This window comes from Mesorhizobium sp. LNJC394B00, from assembly GCF_000502555.1.
Lineage (GTDB): Bacteria > Pseudomonadota > Alphaproteobacteria > Rhizobiales > Rhizobiaceae > Mesorhizobium.
Genome location: NZ_AYWH01000004.1, coordinates 82,960 through 98,049, shown reverse-complemented (window position 1 = coordinate 98,049; position 15,090 = coordinate 82,960). Strand labels below are relative to the sequence as shown.

Annotated in this window: 16 protein-coding genes and 1 pseudogene; 7 read left to right on the top strand and 10 right to left on the bottom strand. The window is 63.5% G+C overall.

The annotated features are described in order from the left end of the window. The first annotated feature begins 22 nt into the window (after positions 1-22). The 5 genes from tmk to X751_RS147590 all read left to right on the top strand — a co-directional run bounded on the left by tmk (position 23) and on the right by X751_RS147590 (position 4,991). On the top strand, positions 23-697 hold the full coding sequence (gene tmk / locus X751_RS147570; protein WP_023701723.1) for a dTMP kinase: 675 nt from the start codon (positions 23-25) through the stop codon (positions 695-697). Next, complete coding sequence (locus X751_RS147575) at positions 694-1,749, top strand: DNA polymerase III subunit delta' (RefSeq protein ID WP_023745049.1); 1,056 nt, start codon at positions 694-696, stop codon at positions 1,747-1,749. The genes tmk and X751_RS147575 overlap by 4 nt, the downstream gene beginning before the upstream one ends. 90 nt (positions 1,750-1,839) lie before the next feature. After that, complete coding sequence (metG, locus tag X751_RS147580) at positions 1,840-3,390, top strand: methionine--tRNA ligase (protein WP_023745048.1); 1,551 nt, start codon at positions 1,840-1,842, stop codon at positions 3,388-3,390. Continuing rightward, complete coding sequence (locus X751_RS147585; RefSeq protein WP_023696113.1) at positions 3,390-4,178, top strand: TatD family hydrolase; 789 nt, start codon at positions 3,390-3,392, stop codon at positions 4,176-4,178. Before metG ends, X751_RS147585 begins: the two co-directional genes overlap by 1 nt. A 3-nt stretch (positions 4,179-4,181) precedes the next feature. Further along, positions 4,182-4,991, top strand: a complete 810-nt coding sequence (locus X751_RS147590; RefSeq protein ID WP_023745047.1) for an MBL fold metallo-hydrolase — start codon at positions 4,182-4,184, stop codon at positions 4,989-4,991. Between the two features lie 22 nt (positions 4,992-5,013). Here X751_RS147590 and X751_RS147595 read toward each other — a convergent pair whose 3' ends face one another. The 10 genes and pseudogenes from X751_RS147595 to X751_RS147635 all read right to left on the bottom strand — a co-directional run bounded on the left by X751_RS147595 (position 5,014) and on the right by X751_RS147635 (position 13,148). Next, positions 5,014-5,775 (bottom strand): GNAT family N-acetyltransferase, encoded by a 762-nt coding sequence (locus X751_RS147595; RefSeq protein ID WP_023745046.1) that lies wholly within the window; start codon positions 5,773-5,775, stop codon positions 5,014-5,016. 340 nt (positions 5,776-6,115) lie between these two features. Beyond that, positions 6,116-6,445: a hypothetical protein gene (locus X751_RS147600; RefSeq protein WP_023668943.1), complete on the bottom strand. Its 330-nt coding sequence runs from the start codon at positions 6,443-6,445 to the stop codon at positions 6,116-6,118. Further along, a pseudogene (gene fusA, locus X751_RS1000000165715) lies at positions 6,442-7,358 on the bottom strand (elongation factor G); the annotation flags it as partial. The gene X751_RS147600 and the pseudogene fusA, both read right to left, overlap by 4 nt. A gap of 23 nt (positions 7,359-7,381) precedes the next feature. Continuing rightward, positions 7,382-8,302, bottom strand: coding sequence for an alpha/beta hydrolase (locus X751_RS147605; protein ID WP_245265790.1), 921 nt, complete (start codon positions 8,300-8,302; stop codon positions 7,382-7,384). 52 nt (positions 8,303-8,354) lie between these two features. After that, a complete protein-coding gene (locus X751_RS147610; RefSeq protein WP_245265789.1) occupies positions 8,355-9,134 on the bottom strand; it encodes a DUF2066 domain-containing protein in 780 nt (259 codons plus the stop codon). A gap of 107 nt (positions 9,135-9,241) precedes the next feature. Beyond that, positions 9,242-10,018, bottom strand: a complete 777-nt coding sequence (locus X751_RS147615) for a pyrroline-5-carboxylate reductase (RefSeq protein ID WP_023745042.1) — start codon at positions 10,016-10,018, stop codon at positions 9,242-9,244. A gap of 23 nt (positions 10,019-10,041) precedes the next feature. After that, a complete protein-coding gene (locus tag X751_RS147620; protein ID WP_023745041.1) occupies positions 10,042-10,923 on the bottom strand; it encodes an aldose 1-epimerase family protein in 882 nt (293 codons plus the stop codon). 174 nt (positions 10,924-11,097) lie between these two features. Continuing rightward, a complete protein-coding gene (locus tag X751_RS147625) occupies positions 11,098-11,814 on the bottom strand; it encodes a Bax inhibitor-1/YccA family protein (RefSeq protein WP_023745040.1) in 717 nt (238 codons plus the stop codon). 39 nt (positions 11,815-11,853) lie between these two features. Next, positions 11,854-12,630 (bottom strand): anti-sigma factor, encoded by a 777-nt coding sequence (locus X751_RS147630; RefSeq protein WP_023696103.1) that lies wholly within the window; start codon positions 12,628-12,630, stop codon positions 11,854-11,856. Next, entirely contained in the window at positions 12,627-13,148 is a 522-nt protein-coding gene (locus X751_RS147635; RefSeq protein ID WP_198022453.1) for a sigma-70 family RNA polymerase sigma factor, read from the bottom strand. Before X751_RS147635 ends, X751_RS147630 begins: the two co-directional genes overlap by 4 nt. A 185-nt stretch (positions 13,149-13,333) precedes the next feature. Between X751_RS147635 and X751_RS147640 the strand changes: the two genes are divergently transcribed. Both X751_RS147640 and X751_RS147645 read left to right on the top strand, forming a co-directional pair. Continuing rightward, entirely contained in the window at positions 13,334-13,771 is a 438-nt protein-coding gene (locus X751_RS147640; protein ID WP_198022452.1) for a DUF3592 domain-containing protein, read from the top strand. A gap of 129 nt (positions 13,772-13,900) precedes the next feature. Next, positions 13,901-15,085, top strand: coding sequence for an amino acid aminotransferase (locus X751_RS147645; protein ID WP_023734026.1), 1,185 nt, complete (start codon positions 13,901-13,903; stop codon positions 15,083-15,085). Positions 15,086-15,090 lie beyond the last annotated feature (5 nt).

Genomic DNA, 15,090 nt, shown 5'->3' with positions numbered 1-15,090 from the left:
AAGCAGGACAAAGGCCTTTCGATTGGCAAGCGGATTTTTCATCACCTTCGAAGGCGGCGAGGGCGCCGGCAAGTCGACGCAGATCGAACGGCTGGCCCAGAAGATGCGCGCCAAGAAATACGATGTCCTCCTCACCCGCGAACCCGGGGGGTCACCCGGCGCCGAGGCGGTCAGGCACGTGCTCCTGTCCGGCGCCGCCGAGCCTTTCGGGCCGAAGATGGAGGCGCTGCTGTTTGCCGCCGCGCGCTCCGACCATGTCGAGCAGGTCATCCGGCCGGCGGTGGAGCGCGGCTCCATCGTGCTTTGCGACCGTTTCCTGGATTCGTCGCGCGTCTATCAGGGCGTCACCGGCGGCCTCGATCCGGCTTTCATGGAAGCTCTGGAGGAGGTCGCCATCAACGGCATGATGCCGGACATGACGCTGATCCTTGACATTGACCCCGCCGAGGGCTTGCGGCGCGCCGCCGCGCGGCGTGGCGCCGAGGACGGTCCGGACCGCTTCGAAAAGGAGACGCTGGACATCCACCAGCGCCGCCGTGACGCCTTCCTGGCGATCGCAACCGCCGAGCCGGACCGCTGCATCGTGATCGACGCGTCGGCGCCTCCCGCTACGGTGGAGGATGTCATCACCGCGGTGGTGTTCGCCGCACTTGAGGCGAGGGCGCCCGCGCGCAACCGACAGGCGGCGCCCGCATGATCTTCGAACGCATCGCTCCCGAGCAGCACGACACGCTGGACGGTGTACCGGAGCCGTCCGAGACGCTGCGCCTGGTCGGCCATGAGCAGGCGGCCGCGATGCTCGCTGCCGCCTATCGCTCGGGAAAACTGCCGCATGCGGTGATCTTTGCCGGGCCGATCGGCATCGGCAAGGCGACGCTTGCCTTTCACCTGGCGCACCATCTGTTGAAGCATCCGGCCTTCGACCAGGCGCCGGATGTGTTTGCCGTTCCCGATCCGGCCTCATCGCTGTTTCGCCAGATCGCCACCGGGGCGCATCCCGGCGTGCTGCATCTGACCAGGCCGCTGAACGACAAGACCAAGAGCTTCAAGACGGTCGTCACCGTCGACGAGATCCGCAAGGTCAACCGCTTCCTGTCGCTGACCTCGCATGACGGCAGCTACCGGGTGGTGATCGTCGATCCGGCCGACGACATGAACACCAACGCCGCCAATGCCTTGCTGAAGAACCTCGAGGAGCCGCCGAGCCGCACGCTGTTCATCCTCATCGTGCATGCGCCGGGCAGCCTTTTGCCGACCATCCGCTCGCGCTGCCAGATGGTGCGGCTGACGCCGCTCGATGCCGGCAGCCTGATGAGCGTTCTGGAAACCGTCGAGCCGCCGCCACCTTCCGATCCTGCCGCGCGCGCGGCACTGGCGGAACGGGCAGGGGGCAGCGCCCGCAATGCGATCCTTCTGACCCAATATGGCGGGCTGGAGATTGCCGGCACGCTCGACGCCCTGGTCACGTCGGGCAGGAGCGACATCGCCGGCGCCTATCGCCTTGCCGAGGCCGTCGCCGGCCGCGACCAGGCGATCCAGTTCGACATCTTCAACCGCCGCGCGCTCGATCTGCTCTCCACCGGCGCCAGTGAAGCCGCGCTGGCTGGGGATCTCGCGCGGGCGAAAACGCTGTCCGACACTTGGCACGAGGCGCTGAACGCCATATCTGAGACCGATACCTACAATCTTGACAAGAAGCAGCACGCCTTGACCATGATCGACCGCCTGAATTCCGCAATGCGAATGTGACCGGTTTCGGCATTGGGGCGGGATGGCAATCGCCGTCTCGATGCGATATCCACCGCTCACATTCATTCGGCCATTCATGACGGTTCATTCATGTCACGCGACACATTCTACATCACGACACCAATTTTCTATCCGAACGGCAAGCCGCATATCGGCCACGCCTATACGGTCATTGCGACCGACGCGCTGGCCCGCTTCCAGCGCCTGGACGGCAAGGACGTGCTCTTCCTCACCGGCACTGACGAACACGGCCTCAAGATGCAGCAGACGGCCGAGAAGGAAGGCATAACGCCACTCGCGCTTGCCGACCGCAACTCGGCGATCTTCCGTTCGATGACAGAGGTCCTGGGCGGCTCGAATGATGATTACATCCGCACGACGGAACCACGCCACTACGAGTCGTGTCAGGCGATCTGGAAGGCTATGGCGGCCAATGGCGACATCTATCTCGACCGCTATAGCGGCTGGTATTCGGTCCGCCAGGAAGCCTATTTCGAAGAGAGCGAAACCACGCTCGGCGACGACGGCGTGCGGCGCGAGCCGCTTGGCTCGCCGGTCGAGTGGAACGAGGAGGAAAGCTACTTCTTCAGGCTTTCCGCCTATCAGGACAAATTGCTTGCGCTGTACGAAAGCCAGCCCGATTTCGTCGGTCCGGCCGAGCGCCGAAATGAGGTGATGAGCTTCGTCAGATCCGGCCTCAAGGATATCTCGGTCTCGCGCACGACCTTCAATTGGGGCGTGCCGGTGCCCGGCGACGACAAGCATGTGATGTATGTCTGGGTCGATGCCTTGACCAACTACATCACCGCTGCCGGCTATCCCGACACCAAGGCCGAGCAATGGCGCTACTGGCCGGCCACGCACATTATCGGCAAGGACATCGTCCGCTTCCATGCTGTCTACTGGCCGGCTTTCCTGATGTCGGCCGGCATCGAACTGCCGAAGCGCGTCTTCGCGCATGGCTTCCTGTTCAACCGCGGCGAGAAAATGTCGAAGTCGGTCGGCAATGTCGTAGACCCCTTCACCATGGTCGAGCATTACGGCCTCGACCAGGTGCGCTATTTCTTCTTGCGTGAGGTGCCATTCGGCCAGGACGGCAGCTACAGCCATGACGCGATCGTCAACCGCACAAATGCCGATCTCGCCAACGGTCTCGGCAATCTGGCGCAGCGCTCGCTGTCGATGATCGCCAAGAACTGCGGCGGCGTGGTGCCGCATCGCGGCGAGCTGACCGAAGCCGACAGCGCGATCCTCGACCAGGCGGTGGAAGCGCTGGGTACCGCGCGCCACGCGATGGCGGAACAGGGCATCCATCTCGCGTTGGCGGCGATCTTCGGCGTTGTGGCGGAAGCGGATCGCTACTTCGCCTCGCAGGCGCCCTGGGCGCTGAAGAAGACCGATCCGGCGCGCATGGAAACAGTGCTGTGGACGACCGCCGAACTGGTGCGGCGCGTGGCATTGCTGTGCCAGCCCTACATTCCGGGGTCGGCCGGCAAGCTGCTGGACCTGCTGGCGGTGCCGGCGGACAAGCGTGACTTCGCGCATGTCCATGCCGACTATGCGCTGGTGCCCGGCACGGCGCTGCCCGCGCCGGAGGGTGTGTTTCCGCGTTATGTCGAAAACCCTGAGGCGAGCGCCTGATGCTCGTCGACAGCCATTGCCATCTCGACTTTCCGGATTTCACCGAGGAGCGGGCGGCCATCGTCGCCCGCGCCAAGGCTGCCGGTATAGGTCACATGGTGACCATCTCGACACGCGTGAAGCGGTTTGCGCAAGTGCTTGAGATTGCCGAGAGTTTCGACGAAATCTATTGCTCGGTCGGCACTCATCCTCACAATGCCGGCGAAGAGCTGGATGTGACGGCTGAGGACCTTGTGCGCCTGTCCGCGCACCCGAAGGTGGTGGCGATCGGCGAGGCCGGGCTCGACTATTTTTACGACAAGGCGCCACGCGATGCGCAGGCGCAGGGCTTTCGCACTCACATAGCGGCCGCGCGCGAGACCGGCTTGCCGCTGGTGATCCATTCGCGCGATGCCGATGACGACATGGCTGCCATCCTCGAAGACGAAACAGGGAAGGGCGCCTTCCCCTTCATCCTGCATTGTTTTTCGTCGGGGCGACGGCTGGCAGAGGTCGGCGTGGCGCTTGGTGGCTATGTGTCCTTCTCGGGCATACTGACCTTCAAGAACTCCGCCGATTTACGCGCCATCGCAGCCGATGTGCCGCATGACCGGCTGCTGGTCGAGACCGACGCACCGTATCTGGCGCCGGTGCCGTTCCGCGGCAAACGCAACGAGCCGGCCTATATCGCGCATACAGCCAAGGTGCTGGCGGAGACGGTCGGCGTTGGCGAAGCCGAGATCGCGACGCTGACGACGGCAAACTTCTTCCGGCTGTTCGGCAAGATGCCGCGGCCCGCCGGGCTCTGACGCATGAGCGACCGGCTGCGCCTCACCATCCTCGGCTGCGGCTCGTCACCTGGCACGCCGCGCATCACCGGCGATTGGGGCAATTGCGACCCGGCCAATCCGAAAAACCGGCGTACACGCTCAGCCGCGCTCGTCGAGCGGATAGCAGCCAACGGCGCCAGAACCACGGTCGTCATCGACACCGGGCCTGATTTCCGTGAGCAGATGCTGATGGCGGCGGTCCGGCGCATCGACGCCGTCGTCTATACGCATCCGCACGCCGACCACATCCACGGCATCGACGATCTGCGCGGCTACGTGCTGGAGCAGCGCCATTTGATCGATGTCCACGCCGACCAGCCGACCATGCTCAGGCTGCGCGAAGCGTTCGGCTATTGCTTCGAGACGCCGCTTGGCAGTTCCTATCCGCCGATCGTCAGGCCGCACATCATCGATCACGCAAGGGCGGTGACGATCGAAGGCGAGGGCGGTGCCCTCACCCTCGAGCCGCTGCCGCAGATCCATGGCGACATCATTTCGCTCGGCTTCCGCATCGGCGGGCTGGCCTACTGCCCCGATATAAGCGACTTCCCGGATACCACCGCCGAGCGGCTGCTCGGCCTGGAAATGCTGGTCATCGATGCCTTGCAGTACCATACCCATCCCAGTCATCTGTCGCTCGGTCAGGCGCTTGGCTGGATTGAAAAACTGGCGCCGAAACAGGCCGTGCTGACGCATATGCATGTGCCGCTCGACTATGCCACGGTGAAGGCCGAGGTGCCGGCCAACGTCACTCCGGCCTATGACGGCATGGTGATCGAAATTCCTTTATGAGACAGCATGATACGAGCAGATCTTATAAGGACGTTCGGTTCTTCGGCGCGAAGATCAGCAGCGTTCCAATCCGCTCATAGCGCATGCGGGGATAAAGCAGCGCTCCGGCACGCGTCGCCAACAGCATCGAGCACCGCGACCCATGCGCTTTGTCGTCATGCAGCATTTTGGCCATCAGCGCCTGGCCGATGCCTCGACGCCGGTGCGAAGGCTCGACAAACATTGCCGAGCACCATGTGGCGCCGATGGCGTCTATGCTGCGCACACGCCCGACGATGGCGTCGCCATCGAGCGCCACATACTGGCGAAACGGCGCATCGTCGCCGAGTTGATCGTCTGGAAGTGGCCGCCTGCGTATGACCTTTCCCAGTTGTGCAGCGCGTTCAGCCGTCCTCACGCGTTCGATAGAGACGATTGCTGGCGGGTCTGGAATTTGGCGCAGCGACTGGACGAAAAAGCCTTCCGTCCGCAGCAGCCGGTAGCCGAGCGCCTTGTAGGCAGTTCGCGTCGGTTCGTCCGGGCCGTCATTCGCGATCACGACCGAAACGGCAAAGCTTGGCCGCGCATGCTGCCGCACGATGGCATCGGCTTCCTCGGCGGCGACGTCATGGACGATCCATTCTTCGCCACGGTAGTCGCGTGCATTCTTGCGCTCGGCATCGCGCATCAGCCACAAGGGTCCGACGCGGCTGGCCTCGTAGGGAAAGGAACGGCTCTTGTCGGTGCTGAAGCCGTGCACGAACACTTCGATCGCCGCTTCGATGTCACGCTTTCCTGTCGTCATCGACACAGCGTAGCGTTGGCCATCGGCTCAAGGCAACACGCGTCGATCATGCCAAGCCCGTGAAAATCGCAGCAATTTCCAGCTTCAGTCTAATGCACAAGTTCCATAATCTATCTTATGCGACTTTCATATGTGGCTGCTGCTTCCATTACGGACGTGCCAATATACGCCCTGCTGACTGAGATGCGGGCCGGCGGCTCTGATTGCTTGGCGGGAGGAACGTTGACGAAGCAGTGGCGAAATGAGTTGGCGTGGTCTTCATTTCTCAAGGGATGGCGCCTTTCGCAAAGGCCTCGACTTCCTGCTCGACCGGCCCGCGCCGGGATAACGAACAGGAGCGTCATCCCGAAAAGCTTTCCAGGAGGCCGCTGAAGGCTGCTGCGATTGCAACAAGATGGAAGACGCCAAGGGCCAGCCATCTGGAGCCGCCGGCGCCCGCAACAAATGCCCCATAGGCAGGAAACTGCAGCGCAGCCAATCCGATGGAAAGGCTGGTGATCGTTGTGTTGGTCAAAAGCGTTGCCAGCATGGGGACCGGATAGAGAAGTCGCGCCAGCACATAGTCGCCATGCCCGGCCCCGGCCGAATAGAGCGCCAGGAAAAAGGCGACCGGCGTGACGCCGAGGCCGACAAGGAACCCTGCCCGCGAGGAGAATTTTGGCGACGTCATCTGGCCATGGCCATGGCGGCCGGTGGGTCGCCGCCGGGTGGCAGTGGTACGGGAGCGTATCCGGAATAGTCGGCGCGCAGGCGTGCCAGTCCGTTCGAACAGGACCGGAGCGCATCCTCCAGCATGAACATGTTCGCGAGCGGCATTGTCGCTTTGACAACGACGACCACGCCGCTGATTTCCCGACTCCGGATCAGGCCCCGGCGGCTGTGCAGTTCGGCGATGATTTTGTCGACATAGGCCGCCGACGTGTTCACCTCGACTTGCATGATCGGCTCGAAGAGCTGCACGCCCAGCTTGGGAGCGGCTTCACGGAAGCAGGCTCGGCCGGCGATCTCGAAAGTCAGGGGCGAGGAATCAGTATCGTGATACGCGCCGTCGATCAGCGTTGCCTTCACGCCAAGCATCGGGAAGCCAGCAAACGGGCCTGAAGACAGAATGTTCCGCAGCCCCTTTTCGACGCCCGCAACATATTCGTTCGGAAGCGCACCGTCGGCGACTTGGACCCGAAGACGAAGTCCCAGCTACCGCCATTCGGCTCGAACGCAATCTTGACGCGGGCGAACTGACCCGTACCACCGGACTGCTTATTGTGCGTGTAGTCCTGCTCGTGCTTACGGGTGATCGTCTCGCGATACGCTACCTTGGGCGCGCCGACATTCACCTCAATGCGAGACTCGCGGCGCAGGTGGTCGATGACTATGTCGAGGTGGAGTTCGTCCCTGCCGGCGACGATCGTCTGGCCCGATTCCGCATCCTGCTTGACGTGCAACCAGGGATCCTCGTCCGCCAGCTTCGACAAGGCAGTAGCTAGCTTCTCCTGATCGGCCCGCGACTTCGGCTCGATCGCGATTTGCAGCAGAGGCCAGGGCGCGGCAGACTTTTCCATCATGACGCCATGGTTGCAGATCGATCCGATGACCGCAACGGAGGGGTCTACGCCCGGCCGGCCGCCCTGCCCGTCCCTTTCGCTTCCTGACTGTGGACGCGCGCCAGAAAATCGCGCACCAGCGGAAGCGCCTCATCGAAATGGGTTTCGAGCAACCAGTGGCCGGCGCTATCGATCAGATGAAGCTCCGCTTCCCGCAAATCGCGCTGGTAGGCATGCGCCGATTGTGCCGGCATGTAACCATCCTCGGGGCCCCAGACGATGAGCGTTTGCGGTTGGTGCTCGCGCAGATAGCTCTGATAGCGCGGGAACCAGCCGAGGTTCGCCTCCAGCTTCTCCATCAGGCCGACCGCGAGCCGCCGGCGGATCGGCGTGTCCATCAAAGGCCAGTGGAGTTTCCAAAGATCGGGAGGCACGCGCTCGGCTACAGCGTCATCCACCTCTCCGACAAACTCGTGCCGGAAGCCCTCCTCGCTTACCGCCTCTTCCAACGGCCGATGCTTTTCGGGCGTCTTCTCATTCCAATAGGCTTTTATGGCGGCGTATTTCGGCCCGAGAACGTCCTCGTAGATGTCACCGTTCTGGATAATGAGTGCGGCGATGCGCTCGGGATGTGCGATGGCGTGGCGCAGTCCGATCTGAGAGCCATAATCGTGCAGCCAGAGCGCATAGCGCGACGTGCCGAGCGCATCGGCGAAAGCTGTCAGAAACCCGGCATAGGCATCGAAATCATAGCCAAAGTCCGACGTTTCGGGCGTGCCGCTGTAGCCAAAGCCGGGAAAGTCCGGCGCGAATGTATGCCAGCGATCGGCAAGTGCCGGCATCAACCTTCGGAATTGATAGGACGAGCACGGATAGCCGTGCGGCAGCAGGAGGACGGGAGCATCAGGCGGGCCGTCTTCGCGATAGAAGATGCTGTTTCCGTCAACGTCGATCCGGCGATGTTGCAATTCTACCTCCTTGCTCAAAGCTTGCCCGCCACTTTGTTTACGGCGCTCCGGCAAGAAGGTTCCCTTGAAGTCAGGGCGTGACGGCTTCCGGCTCTCCATTGCCCGACAGGATCTGCAGCGTTCCGCGCGTGGCGTTGCGGAACGCATCGTCGAAACTGACGCCACGTACCTGCCAGCGATAGTCCTTATCCTTGAAGCTGAGCCGCCAGTCGCCGACCCAACCCAGCGCTTCCTGGCGCCATGCCAAAGTGCCGGCAAGCAGGGCATCGCCATCCAGCGTGTTGGCCACGTCGGCGAGCGCGACGTCGGACGGCCGAGGCAACTCCAGCGGCAAGCCGGTCCGGTGCGCCGCGTCCGCCAGCGCAACGCGCATATCCGCCGCAAGCTCGCCGCCGCCATCGCGCACCAGCGTGAAGCCGTCGCCTTTCATCGGCCTTACATCCAGCAGTGCGACGATTTTTGGCCGCGGCACCGCCCACGGTTTGCGCCCGAGCGACGCCAGCAAGGCATCGATCTTGTCCGGGTCGAAATCGGCGGTGATGTAATGCGGCCGGTCGTGGGTGCCCTGCTCGTCATGCGGTGGGCGGTTGTTGAGCAGGTCGCGGTAGCCGACACCAGTGACATAGTCGGCCGCGTGCCGGCTCATGTCCGCAACACGCGGGTCGCCGATCAGCCGCGGGTCGCCGGAAACCTTGACCAGCACCTCTTCAAGGCACGGCGCCAGGCCCCACGCCCGGTTCTCCTCGCCAGTGCCGCTGGTCACCGATTGCGCGCGGTAGAGGCTGGCGGCGCGGTCGATGTCGGCGGCAGCGACCGGAAAGACAATCAGCACAGCCAGCGCCGCTGCCACAAAGCCCAATTTCAAGCATCCAGGCACCCGCCGACCCTCCCGAAACGGTCCGGAACATCCGTTGGAGCCATACTCCTGATCATCAGGGAATTTCAAGGTGCCGCCCATCAAGGCGTATCGCCGACGATGCGCCGGTGTACGCCGTCCAGGCTCTCGGTGAGCGCCTCGAACACGTTTCGCGCCGTGAGTTCGCGAAGAACCTGTTCGTTGATGCCGCCGCGCGTCGCATAGTCCTGCGCCAGATGCATGAAGTCGGCATCCGGCGACATATCAGGAGCGCTTCCCAAGGCTTTGAAAAGCGAGGCGATGTAATCGCGCCCCTTCCCTTCCTCCACGCCATTCCTCTTGAGCCAGCTGTTAATCGTATCGAGATATCTGAAGTAGCTGGCATAGGTTGCGGTGGCCACGCTCAGCGCATTGAATTCGGCTGGGTTCTCGACCTCGATCACTTTCCCCAGACTGCCGAACAAGGCAGCGACAGTGGCATCCGGCGGGCAGATGATCGTTGCCCCCAGCCGGTGGGCGATCATCGGCATGGGCAGCGCTTTCGTCACCTGGTGCGCGGGTGCGGTCAAGCGGGCAATCTCCTCGCGCGGCAGCGTGGCGATCAAGCTGATGAGGTGATGCTCGCGCCGAAACCGCAAACCCGGCAGGACGTCATGCGCAATTTGCGGCCGGACAGCCAGCATGACCAGGTCGCATTGATCGAGAACCGCCTGATTGTCATCAGCAATACGCACATCCGGATAACGGGCTGCCAGCTCTGCGGCGATCTCTTCATTGCGCGGCGACAGCAGCACGGAGACGGAGTTATCCGCGACGGATTTGAGCCCGCTGACGATGGCCGCTGTAAGGGCACCCGTGCCGATGAAGCCAAGTTTCATCGCGCCTATCTCTGGTTCATCGGTCACAGTGGCGCATGGTAGAGCCGTACCTGATAGCTCAGCACGCGCCTTTCACCGGGCGCAATCAGCATCACGCCCGGCTTGTCCGCGAACTCGCCATCGAAATCCACGGGGCTGGCAAGCCCGTGCCAGGGTTCGATGCACAGGAACGGAGCGCCGCTCGGCTTCGACCAGATGCCCAATTCCTTAAAACCCTGCCACGACATCTCGATCGCCGCACCGTTCGCGGCGGCATAGCGCACGCTGGTGCTGGCCGGCCGGTCGAGGATCACGGCGTCTGCCTCGAACAGCTGTTCGGAAAGCGCCAGCGTTTTGCCTTCAATGGGCGTCGGCCGCGGTGCAGCCAGCACCAGGCCATCCTTCAGCCGGCGGATCGGCGCCGGCTCGTCCTGGGCAAAGGTCAGGTGGTAGTCGGTCTTGGCGAGCCCCGGCTGCAATGGCCAATTGAAAGCCGGATGTGCACCGATGGAGGCTGGCAGCGTCTCGTCGCCGGTGTTGGCAATCTCGAAGCTCACACCAAGTTCGCGACGCTCGAGCGTATAGGTGATGGCAAGGCGAAAGGCGAACGGATAGCGCGTGCGTGTATCGGCATCGTCGGTCAACACCAGCGTGCAAGATCGGGGACTCGTCTCAGCAGCCCACACAAATGGCTTGTCGCGCGCAAATCCGTGCTGCGTCAGGGGATAGACCTGGCCCCCATGGCGGAGCTGGTCGCCCTTCAGCCGGCCGACGATCGGAAACAGCACCGGCGAATGCCGCCGCCATTCCGGCCCGGCCTGCCACAAAAACTCCAGACCCTCGGCATTGCGCAAGGAGACGAGCTCGGCCCCCTGCCCGACAATGGTTGCCGAGATGCCGTCGCCGTGAAGCGTCACTTGTTCCATGCGTTCTCGCGGAAAGCTGCGTGCGAGCGGCAGGTTAGCAAAAGCCCGCATGGACTCAAGGGCGCAGCGACATCGCGCTGATAGAGGAGCGATGTCTCCACGGCAAAACGACAGTGGCCGGAGATTCTCCTCCGGCCACTGCGAGATCGAAATTGTTGCCCTGCTACGGTTCGACTATTCGCGCTCGCCGGTGAAATTCAGCAACAGCTGGAAGATGTTGACGAAGTTCAGGTACAGCGACAGCGCGCCGAAGACGGCGAGCTTCTGCTGCGATTCCGCGTCGAAATTCTCCGCATACTGTTCCTTGATCGTCTGCGTGTCCCAGGCGGTCAGGCCGACAAAGACGGCAATGCCGATCACCGAGATGGCGAACTGCAGCGCGGTCGAGCCAAGGAAGATGTTGACGACGCTGGCGATCACCACGCCGATCAGGCCCATGATCAGGAAGGACGAGAACTGGGTCAGGTCGCGCTTGGTCGTGTAGCCGTAGAGGCTGGTGGCGCCGAACATGGTGGCGGTGATGAAGAAGGTGCGCGCGATGCTGGTGCCGGTGAAGACCAGGAACACCGAAGCCAGCGACAGCCCCATCACCGCGCAGAAGGCCCAGAACATCAACTGGGCGCTCGCCGCCGACATCGTCTGCATCTTGAACGAGAACAGCAGCACGAAGGCGAGCGGCGCCAGCATCACCACCCATTTCAGCGGGCTGGAAAAGATCGGCACGTAGAGGGCCGGCGTCGAAGCGACCACCATGGCGACGATGCCGGTGACGACGAGGCCGATGCCCATGTAGTTATAGACACGCAGCATGTGGCTGCGCAGGCCCTCGTCATAGATGGCGCCGGCGCGTGCGCCAGTGCCCATGCGGTATCCGAGGTCAGGGGTATTCATTGCGGGTTCTCCTTATGTGGTCTCAGTAAAGTGTCCTGATCAGTAAAGTGTCTTGGCAAGCGTCTCGGCGGCGCGGTCGAGGTCGTGGACATCGCTGCGCGCGACGACCGCGTACGCGACCTCGCCGATCTGGAAATAGGCAGAGGAGATGTCGCCCGATGGCGCGATGGCAGGCTTGACGACGTCGAAGGTTCCAGGCCGGATCGCAAACAGCGAGACCAGCCCCATATCCTTCGTCTCCAGCGCCACTTCGACGCTCGGCCCGAAGCGCGACGGATAGATCTGCACGTCGCGAACCTTCCAGTCCTTGGGCAGCGATGGCATGACGATTGCGGTGGCGGCGCGGATTTCGTCGCCATTGTAGTTGGGCGCCTCCAGCTGCGAGGGCATCGCCTCGCGCATGAGCGTCGTCTTGTGCGCCCGGATCGCTTCTTCGACATAGGCGGGCGGCGGCGGCGAAGCCACGACCTTGGTCACCAGCAGCGGCCCGAAGAGGCCGTTCGCCAGCCAGCCGGCAGCGACAAAGACGGCGACCGCGGCCGCCCGCTGCAGCACGGCGAAGACGCGGCGACTGGCCAGTCCCCTGCCCAGCCGGCGCGCGACTTCAGTCGTCGCCGGCCGCGCCATGCCTGTGGAAGCAGCCAGCGCCAGGCGCAGTTCGTCGCGCGTCCTCAAGTCGGACATCACCCGCGCCGCAGCCTCCGGACGAACCGAGAGGAACGCCTCGACCTCGATGCGGCGCGCGACATCCAGCTGGTCGTCGACATAAGAATCGAGATCGGTATCGGTCACCGGGTCCCGCAACAGGTCGGTCATGACGGGTCTCCCACGATCCTCAGATGGCTTTTGGCCGGCGAAGGTGCAGCGTTTTCCATCTCGCGCAGTGCTGCGCGCGCCCTGCCGATGCGCGACATCAGCGTGCCCAGCGGCACCCCGCTGGCGTCGGCGGCCTGCTGGTAGGAAAGGCCCTCGATGGCGACCAGATGCAGCGCCGAACGCTGCTCCTCCGGCAGACTGAAAAAGGCCTCGCGCACCTGCGCCAGGCGCACGGAATGTTCCTGCGGCGCCGGCGTGCTGGCATCGGTGAGATAGCCGGCCTGCTCGACGCGCACCGCTTCCGACCGGCGCGAGCGCATCTTGTCGATGAAAGCGTTGTGGACGATCGACAGCAGCCATGCCCGCAGATTGCCGCCCGAGCGGAATGTGTCGCGCCGCTCGTAGGCGCGCACCAGCGCATCGTGCACCAGATCCTCGGCGTCAGTGCTGTCGCGCGTCAGCGAGCGTGCGTAGCGCCTGAGCGAACCCAGCTGGCCGACAATATCGAAGCGTGGCATCGACCGTTTCATGCCCTGTTTACGGAACAGGCGGGGATCTTAATCCATCGCGACTAAACTTTTTGCGTCGCCACAATAGGCATCATGCAATCAGAAGTCCGCTGCGCACTTACCCATCTCCCGTGCGGCAGATGTTTGCTTTATGGATGAAGTCTAGCCTTATCCGTCTGTCCCAGGAGCAAAAGATGGCCAATGGTAGTCGTGTAACGGGTTTTGCAGCGTTGCCGATCGTCGGCAGGGTGTTCATCATCTTTGGCATTGTCGGACTGATCGCTTCCGGCGTGCTGGCCATCGTCGAGATGTACGGCCCTCGTACCGCTTCGGCGACAGGCAGGATTGTCGCCGCCGAATACAATCCCCGCATCGAGTTCTCGACCGCCGACGGCACCGTCATCCGCTTCAACAATGCCGTCCACTGCTCGTTCTGGGGTGATGGCGACAGCGTCCCTGTCGCTTACGACCCAACCAATCCGCAAAATGCCTCCGTCGACAGCTTCGCCGGACGCTGGTTCCTTGCCGGGCTGGCCGGCATGCTCGGCGGTTTCTCCCTGCTGACCGGCATCGGTCTCGCCGTGATTGGACGGGTGCTTATCCGGCGGATTGGAATGAACCCGTCGCCATAGCCGCCGACCCCTGCCGTACAGACAAAGCTTGGCGTAACGGTCCAGTACGCTAGCGGACTGGCGCAGATGGAAGCACTGGCGAAACGCGGCCGCTTTGCGTATTACTCCGCCGCCATTGGAGCCGTATTGATGTTCGAGACCCTGCAACCTGCCCCGGCCGACAAGATCATCGCCTTGATCGGCCTCTATCGCGCCGATCCGCGCCCCGGCAAGATCGATCTCGGCGTCGGCGTCTACAAGGACCGCGACGGCAGGACGCCGGTCATGCGCGCCCTGCGCGAGGCCGAGAAGCGGTTGCTGCAGGACCAGGACACCAAGACCTATCTCGGCCTTGCCGGCGACACCGGCTTCAACACGGCGATGGTCAAGCTGGCCTTCGGCCCCGCTGCCGACATGACGCGCATCCGCGCCGCGCAAGCGCCTGGCGGTTCCGGCGCGCTGCGGCTGGTGGCGGAGCTGTTGAAGCGGACCCGCCCCGACGCAACCGTCTGGCTGTCGGACCCGACATGGCCGAACCACCCGCCGGTGATGCGCGGGGCCGGCCTCAAGGTGCGCGATTATCCCTATTTCGATGCCGTTTCCGGCGCGGTGCGCTTCCACGAGATGCTGGCAACGCTTGGCGCAGCCGAGCCCGGCGATATCGTGCTGCTGCATGGCTGCTGCCATAACCCGACCGGCGCCAATCTCGATATCGCGCAATGGGCCAGCGTCACCGATCTTGTCGTCGAGCGCGGGCTGTTGCCCTTTGTCGACATTGCCTATCAGGGCTTTGGCGAAGGCCTGGACGCCGATGCGGCCGGCTTGCGCCTTCTCGCGGGCAAGGTGCCTGAAATGGTCGTTGCCTCGAGCTGCTCGAAGAACTTTGCCGTCTACCGCGACCGCGTCGGCGCGGCGATGATCCTGGCGAAGGATAGCGCGCAAGCCGATGTCGCGATGAGCCAGATGCTGGCGGCGGCGCGCGCCATGTATTCGATGCCGCCGGACCACGGCGCCGCCGCCGTGCGCATGGTGCTGGAAGATGATGGCCTTCGCGCCGACTGGGAGGCGGAGCTGGAGGAGATGCGGCTGCGCATGCTGAGGCTGCGGGTCCAGTTCGCCGACGCGCTGCGCCGGCAGTCCAACTCCGACCGCTTCGACTTCATCGCCAGCCATCGCGGCATGTTTTCCAGGCTTGGCCTGACCGAGGCGCAAGTCGAGCGGCTGCGTGCCGAGTATGGCGTCTACATGGTCGGCGACAGCCGCATCAACGTCGCCGGCCTGCCCGAGGACGGCATGGATGACCTCGCCAAGGCGGTTGTGTCGGTACTCGGCTGATACGG